Source organism: Flavobacterium sp. Sr18 (assembly GCF_011064265.1).
Lineage (GTDB): Bacteria > Bacteroidota > Bacteroidia > Flavobacteriales > Flavobacteriaceae > Flavobacterium > Flavobacterium petrolei.
This window is the reverse complement of the sequence record NZ_CP049329.1, coordinates 672,150-687,932: the sequence shown is the minus strand read 5'-3', so window position 1 is coordinate 687,932 and position 15,783 is coordinate 672,150. Positions and strand designations below refer to the sequence as shown.

Below are 15,783 nucleotides of genomic sequence, written 5' to 3'. Positions count from 1 at the left end.
TTTCCCGATTTTTTTTATGTAGTCACGAAGCTCTCGCTTTTAGGAAAAATACTCAAGGCTTCCATCGCAATTGCGGGAGTAGGAGATGCTAGTTTTCGAAGTTTAAGATCCATCCATGCGCCATCAACTGTTATGGTTGCGCATAGTTTATTGTCTTCATTCATGAATTCATGTACAATAGACCAGCGGGATGCGTCCGCATTTACTTTTGAAGTTTTGGTGTACATGGAAATTTTATCCGAAAGTTTTATTTCCTTTCTAAACACACATTCTTCCCTAAACAGAATAGGGCCAAAGCCTTGCGCTTGCATCACCTTCATGGTTAAACCAAGACTTTCCAGTATTTCGATACGATGTTGTGCACCAAAGTCATAATAAGCGCTGTGTCGAACATGAAAATTAGGGTCAAGATCAGACCAACGAAAGGATAATTCTTTGCTAAATGAAGTCATTGTAATTATTTTTAAAGTTGTTTGCGCTATTCTTTTGGATTGCTTTACCAGAAATTTAGTACGCATTGTTACGGTCAAAACTACGAATAATATGTGGAATGAAAAGGAACTCACGAACCTTTTTAATCCTTTTTTAAGGATACGCTACCAAAAGTAATTGGGGATTTTGTAGTTTCTTTTTCTTCAAAAAAAAATGTGGCGTGTCTTTTGTATAAGAAAAGAATTGTCCAATTCCGGATAATAGAAAATAACCATGTATGAAAAAAATGATTGTACTGTTATTGCTATCGGGTGGTATTTATTCTCAGGAACAAGTGTTTAATGTGCAACGGTATTGCATAGATGAAGAGCCTTTTAAACAAGGCGAATGCAATGTATCAGGAAATGAGTATTCATTTGTATTCCTTGATACTCAAAAGCGTACTGTGGTTTTCTTTCTTACGGCTACAAAGATGAAATATAAAATTGTAGACTCCGGTATTTTTGCTCCCAATAGGAATTATACGTTCTATACTTTAGAAAATGAGAAAGGTCAAGTAACAATGCGGATAAACAAGCAAAATACTAAAATTGAATTCCTGTATCCCAATACGCATGTTTATTTGACGGTAGGAAAATCTACTAAGGCGGTGAATTTAAGAGCGTGATTTTTATTATTATCCGCACGGTCATGTTTTTGAAATCAAACATGATCCGTGCGGTTTTTTTTAAACAGGTCTACTAATCTAAGACTTTGAAATTTCTTCCAATACTTTTTTCCCGTTTACATTATTTGGATCCAGTTCCACTGATTTTTTATAGTTGATGATCGCCAGTTTTTTATCTCCGTTTTTCAAATAGGCTTCTCCCAAACTATCGTAGGCATTTCCTGATTTTGGAAACGCTTCTACATTTAGTTTAAAAACTTCTATTGCTTCTTTTACTTTTCCGGTTTGTAACAATTGATATCCTGCGGTATTCATTTCATTTTCGTTGATAGCATAGGTATTTGAATTTTTATTTTCATTAAAATAAGTTAATCCGGAAGCAATTCCTTTTTCCAGAATAACGTCTACGAAAGCAACAGCCAATGATTTTTTAGGCAAACTGTACGGTTTATTGTATAAGATGTTTCGAATTGCTTTACTCATCTCGTTTAAGTTTGTACCGCCTGTATTATTTAACAAAACCACTAGATTTTTGTCAGACGGAATACGGGAGAGCAAGGTGTTGAATCCATTTATTCCACCGCCATGCTCAGTAACTATGATACTCTCATTTTTTTCTCCATTGAAAGCCTTATTGATAAACCATCCATAACCATATTGTCCTGGTCCTGCAGGAATATAGGAATTAAATAACAGCTCTTTATTTTTTGTCGAAAGTAACTGTTCGGTGTAAAGTGCTTGATCCCATAAATACAAATCATCTACATTGGAATACAAAGAACCGGCAGCGTAGGGGATAGACAAATCAAGGTAACTGGCATTGCTGTAGTTTTTACCGTTTTTCTCATAACCGGAAGCTCTGTTTTTCAAAATTGTCTCATGATGGTCGAATCCTGTATTATTCATTTTGAGTGGTGTAAGAATATTGTCTTGCAAAAACTGCTCGTAAGTTTTACCGGAAACTTTCTCTATAATATAACCCAATAAAAAATAACCGGAATTGCTGTATGCAAATTTTTCTCCCGGCGTAAACTCCAGCGGTAGGTCAGCGAATTTTTTCACAAAAGTTTCTGGGCTGTACGGATTGATACTTAAATCTTTCACGAAATTAGGAAACGAAGTATAATTAGGAATTCCAGCGGTGTGCGTCAGTAAATGATGAATAGTAATTTTATCGCCCAATGGTTTAGGATAATCAGGAAGATAGGTTGTAATAGGAACATCCAACTTTAATTTTCCCTGCTCAACTAATTGAAGTATTAGCATGGCGGTAAATTGTTTGGTAACAGAACCCAAACGGTGTTTGGTATCCGGCTGGTTCGGAATATTCCATTCCATGTTTGCCATTCCAAATCCCTTTTTATAAATGACTTTACCTGCGTCAGCGACAAGAATGGAGCCGTTAAATTGCCCGTAGTCCGAATATAGATTCATCAACTTATCGATTTGTTCTGCTTTGGTTTGGCCAAAGGAAACTGATATTGTAATTAGCTGGATGAATAGACCAATTAGGATTGTTTTTAATGCAAAATGCTTGGAACGTTGTTTCATGATGATTGTTGGTTTAAGTGATTGATGTTTTTTTGTTCTTTTTGTCTGTTGTTGCAAATTTTGTTTAATAGTCCGTTACAGGCTAGTGTTTATATTCCGAATAATTAATAAATGTTTTTCCATCGTAAAGGGAGAGACCTGTTTCTCTCGTACCCACCCAAATATTTCCTGTTTTATCTTCCAAAATTGCCCAAACACCGTTATTGATTAATCCATCTTTTGTTGTAAAACAAGTGAAAGCTTTTCCATCGAAACGGCAAATACCGCCAGCGCCACCAAACCAAATATTTCCGTTTTTATCTTCTATAATTCGCATAACCGAATCACTTAGCAAGCCATCACTTTTTGTGAAACTCGTAAATGATTTTCCATCATAACGGTAAGCACCGCTCCAATTGCTGAACCAAATATTTCCGTTCTTGTCTTGCAATGCGGGCCAAGCCCAATTATCACCATTTGGTTTAAGATTGGTTATAGATTTTCCATCGTAACGAAACACACCCTTATTACCCCTTCCACCAAACCAAATGTTACCAGCTTTATCCTCTAAAATATATTCCACGTTATTGTTACTGCTCATATAGCCAACTCCGCCCTCATTAATTATAAACGGAGTAAAGGATTTGCCATCGTAGATGTAAACGCCATTGATTGTTGCGAACCATAGTTTTCCGCTTTTGTCCTGCATGATACTGAATACCTCCTGCGTTTTTCTAAACTTGTTGGGAGGCAGGTTTTTTCGTAGAGGGATCTGGATTTTAGCAAATGTTTTACCATCGTAAAGACAAACTCCCGCTGGAGTACCTATCCAAATTTTACCATCTTTATCTTCTAAAATGGCATTAATATTATTACTGTTGAGCCCATCGCTTACTAAAAATTGGGTAAAGGATTTTCCGTCATATTTATAAAGACCATTTTCTGTGGTGCCAAACCAAAGGTTACCGGCTTTGTCCTGCAGCGCAGATTGTACATTGCCATATTTAGGCGAGCCTATGGTTTTTATAAGTTTGGGATGTGCAACAGATAGCGATTCACTTATCTCTCCTTTTGGCAAGTCTTTTTTAACGGGTCCGTTGCAGGCAGTGCCAAAAAGTAATATTGTCAGAAAAGTAAAAACTCGCATTTGTGAGAAATATTTTTTCATCGTTCAATCTATTTGTCGGTTTGGGTGTCGCTCTGCAATGACCATTAACTTGTATATATTTGTTGCACAGTAGCGGACATAGACCCAAATATATGTATAACTTAGAAGAGCAACTGTAAAGTTCGCCATATTTTTATTGCGTTAGTTTTTAATATTTAAAACTAAGTCTTTTTTTGAACAATTTTTAAGAAAGTCTGCGAAAAATAGTTTGCACAAGTAATCGCTTTCTATAAAAATTTTCTGTAATAATAGAGCAAGTACGTTAATTATTTGGCAGTATTTAATTTAATAGTCTTAATAGTATGGCACAGGAGATCAGCTTAAAGCTATTTAGGGAGCTAATAATTGATAGTTGTGATTCTTTATTAGAAAAAAATAACAGTTAACTTTTTTAAGAACAATCACTTAGGGCCATTTATTTGAAATTTCTGGCGTTTCATAAATGAAACTTTAGATTAATCTTGATTTTTAAGATTTTTTTAAGAAAAAAAAGTAAATTTACTTTCTAGACTATATTAAAAAAACAAAAAAAAAATTATGAGATTTAACCAATTTATTTTAGCCGCATTATTTATCTTAATAGGTACTGCAGCTGTAAATGCACAAACAATTAAAGGGATTGTGACGGACGAGAATGGGCAAGCGCTACCATATTCTAATGTAATAGACAAAGTGACATCACAAGGAGTAACCACTGACGGTAATGGTAATTTTGAAATTAAGGTAAAGAGTTTGCCAGTTACTTTAATTGCAAAATATGTGGGTTACCAAAATCAAAATATTGAAGTAACCAATGCTGATGTTGCCATTGTTTTTAAACTTAATCCTAATAACAGTTTAGATGAAGTAGTTGTTACTGGAAATAGATCAAAAGTACGCAGTGTTTTAAACTCTGCTGTGCCAATCGATAAACTTTATGCGGAAGATCTTAAATCCAGCGGGCAAGTTACGTTTGATAAAATGTTAGCCTATAAAATTCCTTCATTCAATTCCAGCAGTCAGGCTATCTCTGATGCTACGGCTCACTTTGACCCAGCAGATTTGCGTGGATTAGGACCCAGTCGTACGTTGGTTTTGGTTAACGGGAAAAGAAAAAATCAAAGTGCATTAGTGTATATCAATGATACTCCTGGAAAAGGTGAGGTAGGAACTGATATGAAAAGTATTCCTTTTTCAGCAATCGAAAGAGTTGAGGTTTTGCGCGATGGAGCATCTTCTCAGTATGGCTCTGATGCTATTGCCGGAGTAGTGAATATTATACTTAAAAAGCAAACTAACTTTACCGAAGTGAGTCTTACTTCAGGAATAACTTCGCAAGGGGACGGTTTCAATTTTGGAGCTGATCTTAATTCAGGATTTAAAATTGCAGACAAAGGTTTTGTGAATTTCAATCTTTCTTATTTGGATCAAAAGAAAACGAACAGAGCAGGGAAACCAGGAAAAGATGATTTGTTTGGAGTAGCTGCAAATGATGCACAATGGGGAGATTGGTTAAGTAGAAATCCTGACTTGGGAATGACTATTGGACAGCCAGATTCTAAAATGGGAGCTTTGGTGGTTAATGCTGAATATCCTCTTTCTGACATCACAACGATTTACGCTTTTGGAGATGTAAATGTTAGAAAAGGAACGAGTTTTGCTTTGTATAGAACTCCTTACTGGGTTTCAGACCCTAACAATTTATTACACGATGCAGGTACGACTTATAATGGATTCCAACCTACCTTCAACACGGATGTATTTGATAACCTGGGGTCTATTGGGATAAAATCAACTTTGTTTGGTTTTAATTCAGATTTCAGTTTAACAGCGGGTTCTAATAAAGTAGATTACACAGTAGGGAATTCCTTGAATGTATCTTTGGGTGCTAATAGTCCTACTGAATTTAATACTGGTGGATATACTTTTAGTCAGTTGGTGGGTAATGCTGATTTTAGCAGAACATTTGATAAAGTTACTTTTGGTTTTGGAACAGAATTAAGAAGAGAACAATTTGAAGCTAGAGCAGGCCAAGAGGAGTCATACGTTGGTGGAGGTGCGCAGTCTTTTCCTGGGTTACAACCGGCAAATGCATTGAAAAAAGACCGCAGCAACGTTGGGGTTTATACTACATTAGACTATGATGTTTCTGAGGCTTTCTTGATTGGAGGATCTTTACGATACGAGAACTATTCTGATTTTGGTGATAATTTTTCTTGGAAAGTGAATTCTCGTTACAAATTAAATAATGATATTGTTGTAAGAGGGTCTTTCAGTACAGGATTTAGAGCACCGGCATTACATCAGATTTATTTGAGTAATATTCAAACCCTTGTATCAGGAGGAACGGTTTCTAATCAAGGGACTTTTAACAATGTGGATCCAGCAGTGATTGGATTAGGAGTTCCTAAATTACATGCTGAGCAATCACAAAATGCATCAACAGGGATTACTTTTAGATCAGGTGCTAATTTTTCTGCTTCAGTTGATTTCTACCATATAAAAGTGAAAGACCGTGTTTTGTTTTCAGGAGAAGTTGGATTTGACGGTGATAATTCAACAACTAACCCAGTCGAAGCGGTGTTAATTGCTAATGATATAACAAGCATGAAGTTTTTTATCAACGCAGTGAATACTATAACTAAAGGTGTTGATGTTGTTTTGAATTATAAAAACCTTGCAATTGGGAACGGTAAATTAGGATTTAGCTTGGCATCAAATATTGCTTCTACTAAAATTGATGGACAAATTGCAACACCAGCTATTTTGAAGGCTAACGGATATGATATTTTCAACCGTAAAGAGCAAGGTAGAATTCTAAGTGCAAGACCTAATACAAAGGTATTGTTAGGAACCAATTATGATTTGAAGAAAGCAAGTCTTATTTTTAATAACACTTATTTTGGTGAAGTTACTTGGCAACACGCTACAGACATCTCAAAAGATCAAACTTTTGCAGGAAAAGTTATTACGGATTTAGGAATTGCTTATAAATTCACAAATACAATATCTGCTAATGTGATGGTAAACAATTTATTCAATGTTTATCCAGACAAAATAGACACTAAAGGGGATGTGGTTACTGACTTGGGAGGTCGTTTTAAATATCCTTGGGAAGTAAATCAATTTGGGTTTAATGGAACCACTTTTTCAGCAGGACTAAACTTTAAGTTTTAAAAGACAGTAAAAACTTAGCATAAAAAAACGGGATTTATTCCCGTTTTTTTTATGATTAAGTTTAACTGATTGCTGCCGTAGTATTTATTTTAATAATTGAATGGGGTAGTACTATATTTCAGTTATAGTTGTATGACTAGTAATTGAAAATTAGACAACTCAAAAAATTAAACCGGAATTTTTTCTATCACAACGGGATCCCCTGCAGAGGTAAGATAAGTGCATGTCATCTCGATGATATCAATATGCGACTTGGCAATACCACATTGCGCAGCTTGTTGGCAAAAAGTATAATAGTCGGTTTGACCGCTTTCATGAGTAACCAGATATTCAATGAAGCGTTCCTTATTTGCAGTGCCAGCGATCAATAATTGATCGTATTTTGCATCGGTGCTTACTTCATGATTAGTATCTCCATAATAAACGACACGACCGTCTGTAACATGAGTGTCATATTCTTTTATACCTAATTCAATTAATTCCTGGATGTAATTTTTAAAATCAATTTCTGTATGTACTTTATCATACGCTTGTTTGATTTGTGCTAGGGTAAACATATTTTTTAGTTTTATTTTTTATTTAGTTTGTGGCTACAGCGTGTAAATGTACGCAATATGGAAAAATAAAATTGACCGCTCTGACTTTGATTTTGTTTGCAACTTGCTATTTTAAACTTTAATTTCACCATTCAAATCAGTTGTAAGAGCAACACTCAAATGGTCAAAAAAGGGTCGTACCGATTTGAAAATTTCGTTCACCTTGTAAACAAATTTCGGATCAATGACTTCTTGATCTGTAAAATTATGTCTCAAAATAAATTGTTTATGGCGAATTAGATCTATGGCTTCATGGTCTTTAGGGAAGCCTTTTGGAAAAGTGGGAACGGTGCTGCCTGTCAGCTCTACAAAGTTATCTTTGATAGGTTTTGAATCTATAATTTTGCGCCAATCTTTAAAGTTCAGCTCAATATCCTTTCGTATTCTTTTTAGGTCTTCTGGATTAGGGGAGAAAAAACCACAAGCCAAATAATTATTACCGGGTTCTATGTTCATATAATAGCCTCCTCTTTTTAATTTAGTAGCTCGTTGTAAACTGAATGCAAATCGAGGTTTGTAAGGGGATTTATCTTTACTGAACCGGACATCATTATAAATACGATAGAGGCTTTTTTTTCCAGATTCATTTTCAATGGCATCATAGGTATTCATTAGCAGTATGAGTTGGTCAATAAAGGCAATAATATTACTTTGTGCCGAAATATAAGTCTCCTTATTTTCAGCAAACCATTCTCGATTGTTATTTGTTGCCAAGGTTTCCAAAAAAGTAATGCTGCTGGCAAGTATGTGTGAATCTTCCATTTTAATTTGTATTCTGATTATTGTTCTGTGTGTTAGCGGGCACGGATTGCAAATCAGCGCAAGAGGTTTTTTATTCCGATAAATGTATGCAAATTCCAATATGATCGCTTAGTTTTTTGTCCAAATTCCAAGTTTCAATATTTATTTTTTTATCTTTTATGAAATCATTACTCAAAACAATATGATCAACATTATCAGCAATTTCAATGGTTAAACATTGTAAATTTAGATTGTCAAAAATTTGATTAAGTTTTTCTCGAGCTTCATGACTCGGATATGCATAACCAGTCATATAAACATTGAAGTCTCCCGCAATACAAATAGTACCCGAAAGATTTTCAAAGTCTAAACGTTGAGATTCCAAATCGGTTTTAAAGCGTTCATCTTTTCCACCAAAAACGCCAATTATTGTTCCGTAAATAGTTAATACACCTAAAGCTGTTTGAATTTCTGCGCAAACACTAGTAAAGTTATCAAAGGTTTTGAGTTGTTTTTCAATTTTATACTTCGTCCAGATTGTTGTTCTGTTTTCTCCACTTTTATATGGAATTCCATCGTGGCCTTTTGTCAAGCTTTCTGTAGCAATATATGAATAATCTTTACCAGGATTGATAATAGAATTTGTTTCTGTTAAGATCAAAATGTCAGCATCAAGTTCTGAGAGTTTGTCTAAGATTACTTGATTTTTATTTTTTATCAGTCTTTCTAAATTCCAAGTTAAGATTTTCATAAGTTAGCGCACGTTTTTAATAATTTCTTTAAGTCGAGTTTGCCAAATTATTCCAAATACAAAACCATTTTTCTATTAAGCTAAATGCCCAAATTGCTTGTAGCGTGTGTTAGCAGCTGGCTTTATTTTATCGAATTTATTATTTTGGAATGCAATTCTTTTAGTTTTTTATGTGTTTGTGGTATTTCTAAAATGGTACCTAGGGTTTTACTTTCTTGTTCATTATGTGTTTTTCTCGTCATTTGAGCTCGATCATCTACAATTATACGTCCCAATCTTTCTTTACTGCTTTCTTCAACAGTCACGAAAGAGTGACAAATTGTATCTCTTAAATTTTTCACAGTAACACCACTTATAAATTCTTCTGACAGATCAAGCTTTGGTATTTTTGAAAACATTCCTGCATCAAGTTGGTCGTTAGTTGCGTAAGGAATTAATAAGTAAAGTGCGATTATTTCTCGTACACCTGGTATTGAAAGAAATCTATCATTTCCGTCTAAAATATTTTGGGCAATTTCTGAAAGGAAAATTGAATGTTCTCTAAAATTAGTATTTCTGTCTTTAATCATTTTATAGATTGAAAATATTGTTAGAATAGTTTTTATGATATTGATTTTTCCGTATTTGCTTGTAGCGTGTGTTAGCGGTAGTAAATATTTCTAAGCGAATTCTTTAAAAACATATTCTCTGATTTTGGCATCTAGACCTTTGGTTTGTAAACAAACTTCTTTTAAGTCAATATGTCGAATTTCTCCAAGTAAATATTTGTGAATTGCTTTAATTCTATAATCATTAAAATACTTTATTTCCGCAATTAAATTTTTATCGAAGCCTAGTATTTCGCATTCGTTTATATAATTTCCAAACATTCTTTTGTCTGTCTCAGCGTCTATAACTTTTCCTTTTTTATTTTTAATGACCACATACATTCGCAAATAGAGTTCAATATGTTGTAATCTAAGTGAAATAGTTTCAATATAAAAGCCTTGTTCGAATGCTTGCTGAGAAATAATTGCACCTTCATTTAGGTTCTCAATGAAAATATCTATGTTTTTAATCCCAAGTGTAAATAAATTTGGACCACTTTTAAATTCCCCGATGGGACCTAGTTGCATTAACTCATTCATTTCAGTATCTGTGAGCACTGTTTTTTCCCTTAATTCAGATAATCGTTCTTTTTCCGTCATTTTTTTTGTTTATTAACGCCAACTAGCATATACCCGCTACAAACTAGCGCTTATCCACCCAAAATCAGGTTGCTTAGCGCTACAAATAGCATTTTATAGTTCTGCTAATGTAGTTCATTTATTACGAATTACTGGTATTGAAATTGGTAAAGTAATCGAATAGAAATAAATAAACTTAGGAATCAGATTATCTAGCCCCGATAGCAGCGGCATCCTTTATGTTCTTTCTTTAAGAACATAAAGATACAGCGGAGAGCGGGAGAGAGCTCCAGATTCCGACTTCCGCCAGAATGACAAACCTACTGAAATGTCATCTTGTCAGATTTTTTTCCGCCAATTTTAATATAAACTGACATTTTATTAGTGGGTTTTGTATTGGCACAAAGATTGACTTATGCACTTCGAGTCATTAAAACAAGTATACAATAAAATTAAATATATTAAAAATGGGTAAAATAATCGGAATTGATTTAGGTACGACCAACTCTTGTGTTTCTGTAATGGAAGGTAATGAAGCAGTTGTTATTCCTAATGCAGAAGGAAAAAGAACAACACCATCTATCATCGCTTTTGTTGAAGGTGGCGAAATTAAAGTAGGAGATCCTGCGAAAAGACAAGCGGTAACTAATCCAACTAAGACTATTGCTTCTATCAAACGTTTTATGGGACAAGGTTTTGGTGAAGTTTCGGCTGAAGCAAAAAGAGTTTCATACAAAATTGTAAAAGGGGACAACAATACACCACGTGTGGATATTGATGGTCGTTTATACTCTGCTCAAGAATTGTCAGCAATGACACTTCAAAAAATGAAAAAAACTGCTGAAGACTATTTAGGTCAAACAGTTACTGAAGCAGTTATTACAGTTCCTGCTTACTTTAATGATGCACAACGTCAAGCGACTAAAGAAGCTGGTGAAATTGCAGGTCTTAAAGTTATGCGTATCATCAATGAGCCTACTGCTGCTGCACTAGCTTACGGATTGGATAAAAAAGGAACTGATCAAAAAATTGCTGTTTACGATTTAGGTGGAGGTACATTTGATATTTCTGTTCTTGAATTAGGAGACGGAGTTTTTGAAGTATTGTCAACTAATGGAGATACTCACTTAGGTGGAGATGATTTTGACCACGAAATTATTGACTGGTTAGCTGCTGATTTCTTAGCTGAAGAAGGTATTGACTTACGTCTTGATCCAATGTCATTGCAACGTTTGAAAGAAGCTGCTGAGAAAGCAAAAATTGAATTGTCTTCTTCTGCAGAAACTGAAATCAACTTGCCATACGTTACGGCTACTGCTTCAGGACCAAAACACTTAGTGAAAAAATTATCTAGAGCTCAATTTGAAAAATTAACTGATTCTTTAGTTAAACGTTCTATGGCACCAGTTGCTAGAGCCTTGAAAGATGCAGGTTTATCTGTTTCTGATATTGACGAAGTTATCCTTGTGGGAGGTTCTACTCGTATGCCAAGAATTGCTGATGAAGTAGAAAAATTCTTTGGTAAAAAAGCGTCTAAAGGAGTTAACCCTGATGAGGTTGTTGCTATTGGAGCAGCTATTCAAGGTGGAGTTCTTTCTGGAGATGTAAAAGATGTATTGTTATTAGACGTTACACCTTTATCTTTAGGGATCGAAACTATGGGTGGAGTTATGACTACTTTAATTGAGTCTAACACAACTATTCCAACTAAAAAATCTCAAGTTTTCTCAACTGCTGCTGATTCTCAACCAACTGTTGAACTACACGTTCTTCAAGGAGCTAGAGCAATGGCTGCTGATAACAAAACTATTGGTCGTTTCAACTTAGATGGTATTCCACCAGCACCAAGAGGAGTTCCTCAAATTGAAGTAACTTTTGATATTGATGCTAATGGTATCATCAAAGTTTCTGCAACTGACAAAGGAACTGGAAAATCTCACGATATCCGTATCGAAGCTTCTTCTGGATTAACTTCTGAAGAAATCGAAAGAATGAAACAAGATGCTGAAGCTAACGCTGAGTCTGACAAAGTTTTAAGAGCTAAAGCGGAGAAAATTAATGAGGCTGACTCAATGATTTTCCAAACTGAAACTCAATTGAAAGAACTTGGAGCTAAATTAGCTGATGATCATAAAGTTGCTGTAGAATACGCATTAACTGAATTGAGAATGGCTCACCAATCTCAAGATGTTCCTGCAATTCAAACGGCTCTTGACAACATCAACGCAGCTTGGAAAACAGCTACCGAAGCAATGTACGCTCAAGGAGAACAAGGTCAAGGTGAAGCACAACCTCAAGGGGATGCTGCTCAAGGAGACAATGTTGAAGACGTTGAATTCGAAGAAGTAAAATAATTATCTGTAGAGATGCACTGCGGTGCATTTTTACGATTGATTTAGAAAACCGTTCGCCATTGGTGAACGGTTTTTTTTGTGGAATTTATTTTTGTTTAAATAGGGATGCGCCTATTTTGTATCAAATATTATTGTACTTTTCAACCCCTTTGAAATCGAAAGCAATTATGAAAAAAACAATTTTACTTCTTGTTATGGCATTTTGTTGTACGGCTCTTTTCAGTCAGACCAATAAAGCCAAAAAATCAACAGCTTCATCCATTCTTGCAAAATCAGAGAATGTTTCTGCGGAAATGATTAAGAATAAATTTTATTTGTTTATCACGAATAAAGGAGCCAAAAAAGACACGATTTTATTGAAAAGTTTTGAGGTAGATAAGTTGCCATTAGAATGTAAAATTGAACCCTTTACGACCAAAGGAACTCCTTTGCATAAAATAACTTGGCAGGAAAAAAAGACTGCGCAAAGCAAATTAAAAACAGAGGCTGCAGTGACTACCATTTCTGTAATTTGTGACATAGTTTCTAAAACAAAAGTGCTGACGAATGAACAAACAACTACAAAAATAACTGAAATACATTTTTTGGATGATAAGCAAACGGTTTCTGAAACAATAGACCGAATTCGAAATGAAGGTTTTGAATGTATTGTAAATAAAGCAGGAGATGTGGTATTGAAAAATAAAGGAAAGGAAAATAAAATGATTTACGTTCCTGCAGATAAAAAGTTTGTATTCGCTTCTGCCGGACCATCTAAGAAAAAATAATAAGTTTAGTTTTAAAATTTAGCCTGATTCGTTTCAGCAATGAGTCGGGTTTAGCAGCTGAAGAAATCGTAAGAATGAAAAAAGAGGCAGAAGCTAATGCTGATTCTGACAAACTTTTAAGAGAAAGAACAGAAAAATTGAACGAAGCTGACGGAATGATTTTCAAAACTGAAACTCAGTTGAAAGAATTAGGGTCTAAATTATCTGATGAAAATAAAGTCGCTGTAGCATATGCATTGATTGAATTGAGAATGGCTCAATCTCTAGACATTCCTGCAATTCAAATGGCTCTTGATAACATCAACGCTGCTTGGAAAAAAGCAACTGAAGCGATGTATGCTCAAAGAGAATAAGGTCAAGGTGAAGCGCAACCTCATGGGGATGCTGCTCAAGGAGACAATGTTGAAGACGTTGAATTCGAAGATGTAAAATAATAATTCCCCGTAGAGACGGACTGTTGTCCGTCTTTATTGTTGATTTAGAAAACCGTTCACCGTTGGTGAACGGTTTTTTTATGCGTTTCTATTTTTTAGTCTGTTTTGTGCCAAACATGTTTGTAATTACTACCGCATGTGGAAAGGTTATGGCGGCCAAAAAGGAGAAAAACAAAGCATTAAACAATTGTTCCTCTTTACATATATAATAGATCAGTGTAATTCCTACTATAGATAGTAACCAATAAATCCCTGCCGCTTTACAATAGGCAAAAAAATATTTTATTGAAAAGGAACCATTCAAAAATTTAATTTGGTCAATTATGGAAGGAATGCTGTGCCATAAAACAAAATAAATGGCAAATCCCCAAATCAGACTGGAAGACTTAAATAGGATTGCAAATAGAACCAAATAAAAGAATTCTAAAATTAGTTTTTTTCTGATATTTTCTGATTTCCAATACAAATATGCGCTTAAGCTAATAAAAATAATTCCTGAAACCTGCAGTATAATGGTAAAGTAACTGTCAGAAATGCTGATATTTGCAATGTTTAAAATGATATTTTGCACTTCAATCGAGTGAAAATTAAACAGTAAAAGAAGAATAACTAATCCATATATAAATTGGAATATTATTACCAGCCATTTGGGAAAGTCACGTTGTAGATTTTGCCATTGTTGTTCTCCAAAATGATAGGCACTTACAATAATGAACAGTAACAATGCAATTTGCGGAATTGTATAAAACAATAGTATGCCTGTTAGAACCACCACTACATAATACCCTAGTATTTTGAGTCCTGAATTGGACTGTTTTACAGAATTTATATTTTTTATTAAAAGTAGATCATTTGCACCATGCAAAATCCCAAAAGTAAAAATCAAGAAGAAACCGGATACTATCTGAAGTTCAGTCGAAAGAAAAGAATCCATCCATAACCCGAAAAAGCTTGCTACAATTGCAATATTTGAATAATTTTTCATGAAATTTAATTAATGTTTAAAATTAGTTAAAAAATATTAAACAAAAAACACTTTTGTTTGTTTAACATTTTGTAGATTTGACTCAACAAAATCATTAAAATAATTATTTATGACAAATTTTATGTTTATTTCAGGACTAGTTGGGAAAATGTTGCCGACTGATTACGTAGGGTTTACTTTTTTTGTAGGCTGTATGGCTATGATGGCCGCTTCAGCATTTTTCTTTTTATCCTTAAGCCAGTTTGATAAAAAGTGGCGTACGTCAGTGTTGGTTTCTGGTTTGATAACCTTTATCGCTGCGGTGCATTATTTCTACATGAGAGATTATTGGGCTTCATTTGGGGAGTCACCAACTTTCTTTCGTTACGTTGACTGGGTGCTAACGGTGCCGTTAATGTGTTTAGAATTTTACCTAATACTAAAGGTAGCTGGAGCAAAACAGTCTTTATTATGGAAAATGATTATTTACTCAGTAATCATGTTAGTAACAGGTTACATTGGTGAAGTTATCGCACCAGAAAATGCGGCTTTATGGGGATTCATTTCCGGAGTAGCTTACTTTGCAATTGTGTATGAAATTTGGTTAGGTGAAGCCGCGAAATTAGCTGCTGCAGCTGGTGGAGAAATTCAAAAAGCACACAAAATTTTATGTTGGTTCGTACTTGTAGGATGGGCAATCTATCCATTAGGTTACATGTTAGGAACTGATGGATGGTATACAGGTCTTTTAGGTAAAGGAAGCGTTGATGCAGTTTACAACATCGCTGATGCTATCAATAAAATTGGGTTTGGATTAGTAATCTACACTCTTGCTGTTAAATCTCAAAAAGATTAATTCCATTTTTATTTTTTTTAATATTTGATTAGAAAACCGGGCTAGCGATAGACCGGTTTTTTTTGTATCATTAAATGAAATAGAACACCCGACCTATTTGAAACAAGTTGGATGTTTTCATTTTATTATTGTTATTTATCATGCAGAGACACACTGCATTTCATCTCTACATCGTGTGTTCTTCAAGATAGGTTTGTATAT

Annotated in this window: 14 protein-coding genes and 1 pseudogene; 6 read left to right on the top strand and 9 right to left on the bottom strand. The window is 34.5% G+C overall.

All coding sequences use genetic code 11. The features are described from left to right. Positions 1–14: 14 nt before the first annotated feature. Positions 15–452 (bottom strand): thioesterase family protein, encoded by a 438-nt coding sequence (locus G7A72_RS03075; RefSeq protein ID WP_113666039.1) that lies wholly within the window; start codon positions 450–452, stop codon positions 15–17. Positions 453–709: 257 nt separating this feature from the next. Between G7A72_RS03075 and G7A72_RS03070 the strand changes: the two genes are divergently transcribed. Then, a complete protein-coding gene (locus tag G7A72_RS03070) occupies positions 710–1,099 on the top strand; it encodes a hypothetical protein (RefSeq protein WP_165151383.1) in 390 nt (129 codons plus the stop codon). A 78-nt stretch (positions 1,100–1,177) separates the two neighbouring features. Here the strand turns inward: G7A72_RS03070 and G7A72_RS03065 are convergent, their stop codons facing one another. Further along, a complete protein-coding gene (locus G7A72_RS03065) occupies positions 1,178–2,650 on the bottom strand; it encodes a serine hydrolase (RefSeq protein WP_165151382.1) in 1,473 nt (490 codons plus the stop codon). Positions 2,651–2,732: 82 nt separating this feature from the next. After that, on the bottom strand, positions 2,733–3,797 hold the full coding sequence (locus G7A72_RS03060) for a two-component regulator propeller domain-containing protein (RefSeq protein WP_165151381.1): 1,065 nt from the start codon (positions 3,795–3,797) through the stop codon (positions 2,733–2,735). 537 nt (positions 3,798–4,334) lie between these two features. Here G7A72_RS03060 and G7A72_RS03055 point away from each other — a divergent pair. Continuing rightward, positions 4,335–6,953 (top strand): TonB-dependent receptor, encoded by a 2,619-nt coding sequence (locus G7A72_RS03055; protein ID WP_165151380.1) that lies wholly within the window; start codon positions 4,335–4,337, stop codon positions 6,951–6,953. 167 nt (positions 6,954–7,120) lie between these two features. On the opposite strand, the gene G7A72_RS03050 is transcribed toward G7A72_RS03055, so the two are convergent. From G7A72_RS03050 to G7A72_RS03030, 5 genes are all read right to left on the bottom strand, one after another. Then, positions 7,121–7,510 carry a DUF1398 domain-containing protein gene (locus G7A72_RS03050; RefSeq protein ID WP_165151379.1) on the bottom strand — a complete coding sequence of 130 codons (390 nt, stop codon included), beginning with the start codon at positions 7,508–7,510 and terminating at the stop codon, positions 7,121–7,123. Positions 7,511–7,621: 111 nt separating this feature from the next. Then, on the bottom strand, positions 7,622–8,311 hold the full coding sequence (locus tag G7A72_RS03045) for a DUF2461 domain-containing protein (RefSeq protein ID WP_165151378.1): 690 nt from the start codon (positions 8,309–8,311) through the stop codon (positions 7,622–7,624). A 70-nt stretch (positions 8,312–8,381) separates the two neighbouring features. Continuing rightward, a complete protein-coding gene (locus tag G7A72_RS03040) occupies positions 8,382–9,041 on the bottom strand; it encodes an endonuclease/exonuclease/phosphatase family protein (RefSeq protein ID WP_165151377.1) in 660 nt (219 codons plus the stop codon). Positions 9,042–9,163: 122 nt separating this feature from the next. Continuing rightward, positions 9,164–9,610 (bottom strand): hypothetical protein, encoded by a 447-nt coding sequence (locus G7A72_RS03035; RefSeq protein ID WP_165151376.1) that lies wholly within the window; start codon positions 9,608–9,610, stop codon positions 9,164–9,166. Positions 9,611–9,700: 90 nt separating this feature from the next. After that, a complete protein-coding gene (locus G7A72_RS03030) occupies positions 9,701–10,228 on the bottom strand; it encodes a hypothetical protein (RefSeq protein ID WP_165151375.1) in 528 nt (175 codons plus the stop codon). Positions 10,229–10,674: 446 nt separating this feature from the next. Here G7A72_RS03030 and dnaK point away from each other — a divergent pair, with 446 nt between their 5' ends. From dnaK to G7A72_RS03015, 3 genes and pseudogenes are all read left to right on the top strand, one after another. After that, positions 10,675–12,561 carry a molecular chaperone DnaK gene (gene dnaK, locus G7A72_RS03025; RefSeq protein WP_165151374.1) on the top strand — a complete coding sequence of 629 codons (1,887 nt, stop codon included), beginning with the start codon at positions 10,675–10,677 and terminating at the stop codon, positions 12,559–12,561. A gap of 167 nt (positions 12,562–12,728) precedes the next feature. Then, positions 12,729–13,328 carry a hypothetical protein gene (locus G7A72_RS03020; protein ID WP_165151373.1) on the top strand — a complete coding sequence of 200 codons (600 nt, stop codon included), beginning with the start codon at positions 12,729–12,731 and terminating at the stop codon, positions 13,326–13,328. 26 nt (positions 13,329–13,354) lie between these two features. Continuing rightward, positions 13,355–13,762 (top strand): annotated as a pseudogene (locus tag G7A72_RS03015) (Hsp70 family protein); the annotation flags it as partial. A gap of 88 nt (positions 13,763–13,850) precedes the next feature. Here the strand turns inward: G7A72_RS03015 and G7A72_RS03010 are convergent. Further along, entirely contained in the window at positions 13,851–14,747 is an 897-nt protein-coding gene (locus G7A72_RS03010) for a Brp/Blh family beta-carotene 15,15'-dioxygenase (RefSeq protein ID WP_165151372.1), read from the bottom strand. A 109-nt stretch (positions 14,748–14,856) separates the two neighbouring features. Here G7A72_RS03010 and G7A72_RS03005 point away from each other — a divergent pair, with 109 nt between their 5' ends. Next, positions 14,857–15,582, top strand: a complete 726-nt coding sequence (locus G7A72_RS03005) for a bacteriorhodopsin-like (protein ID WP_113665572.1) — start codon at positions 14,857–14,859, stop codon at positions 15,580–15,582. The last annotated feature ends 201 nt before the right edge of the window (positions 15,583–15,783 follow it).

Bases quoted from the DNA above. Each gene is read 5' to 3' on its own strand.
- G7A72_RS03045 (WP_165151378.1), bottom strand. From the start codon at position 8,311: ATGGAAGATTCACACATACTTGCCAGCAGCATTACTTTTTTGGAAACC.
- G7A72_RS03065 (WP_165151382.1), bottom strand. From the start codon at position 2,650: ATGAAACAACGTTCCAAGCATTTTGCATTAAAAACAATCCTAATTGGT.
- G7A72_RS03030 (WP_165151375.1), bottom strand. From the start codon at position 10,228: ATGACGGAAAAAGAACGATTATCTGAATTAAGGGAAAAAACAGTGCTC.
- G7A72_RS03010 (WP_165151372.1), bottom strand. From the start codon at position 14,747: ATGAAAAATTATTCAAATATTGCAATTGTAGCAAGCTTTTTCGGGTTA.
- G7A72_RS03035 (WP_165151376.1), bottom strand. From the start codon at position 9,610: ATGATTAAAGACAGAAATACTAATTTTAGAGAACATTCAATTTTCCTT.
- G7A72_RS03020 (WP_165151373.1), top strand. From the start codon at position 12,729: ATGAAAAAAACAATTTTACTTCTTGTTATGGCATTTTGTTGTACGGCT.
- G7A72_RS03070 (WP_165151383.1), top strand. From the start codon at position 710: ATGAAAAAAATGATTGTACTGTTATTGCTATCGGGTGGTATTTATTCT.
- G7A72_RS03075 (WP_113666039.1), bottom strand. From the start codon at position 452: ATGACTTCATTTAGCAAAGAATTATCCTTTCGTTGGTCTGATCTTGAC.
- G7A72_RS03040 (WP_165151377.1), bottom strand. From the start codon at position 9,041: ATGAAAATCTTAACTTGGAATTTAGAAAGACTGATAAAAAATAAAAAT.
- G7A72_RS03050 (WP_165151379.1), bottom strand. From the start codon at position 7,510: ATGTTTACCCTAGCACAAATCAAACAAGCGTATGATAAAGTACATACA.
- dnaK (WP_165151374.1), top strand. From the start codon at position 10,675: ATGGGTAAAATAATCGGAATTGATTTAGGTACGACCAACTCTTGTGTT.
- G7A72_RS03055 (WP_165151380.1), top strand. From the start codon at position 4,335: ATGAGATTTAACCAATTTATTTTAGCCGCATTATTTATCTTAATAGGT.
- G7A72_RS03060 (WP_165151381.1), bottom strand. From the start codon at position 3,797: ATGAAAAAATATTTCTCACAAATGCGAGTTTTTACTTTTCTGACAATA.
- G7A72_RS03005 (WP_113665572.1), top strand. From the start codon at position 14,857: ATGACAAATTTTATGTTTATTTCAGGACTAGTTGGGAAAATGTTGCCG.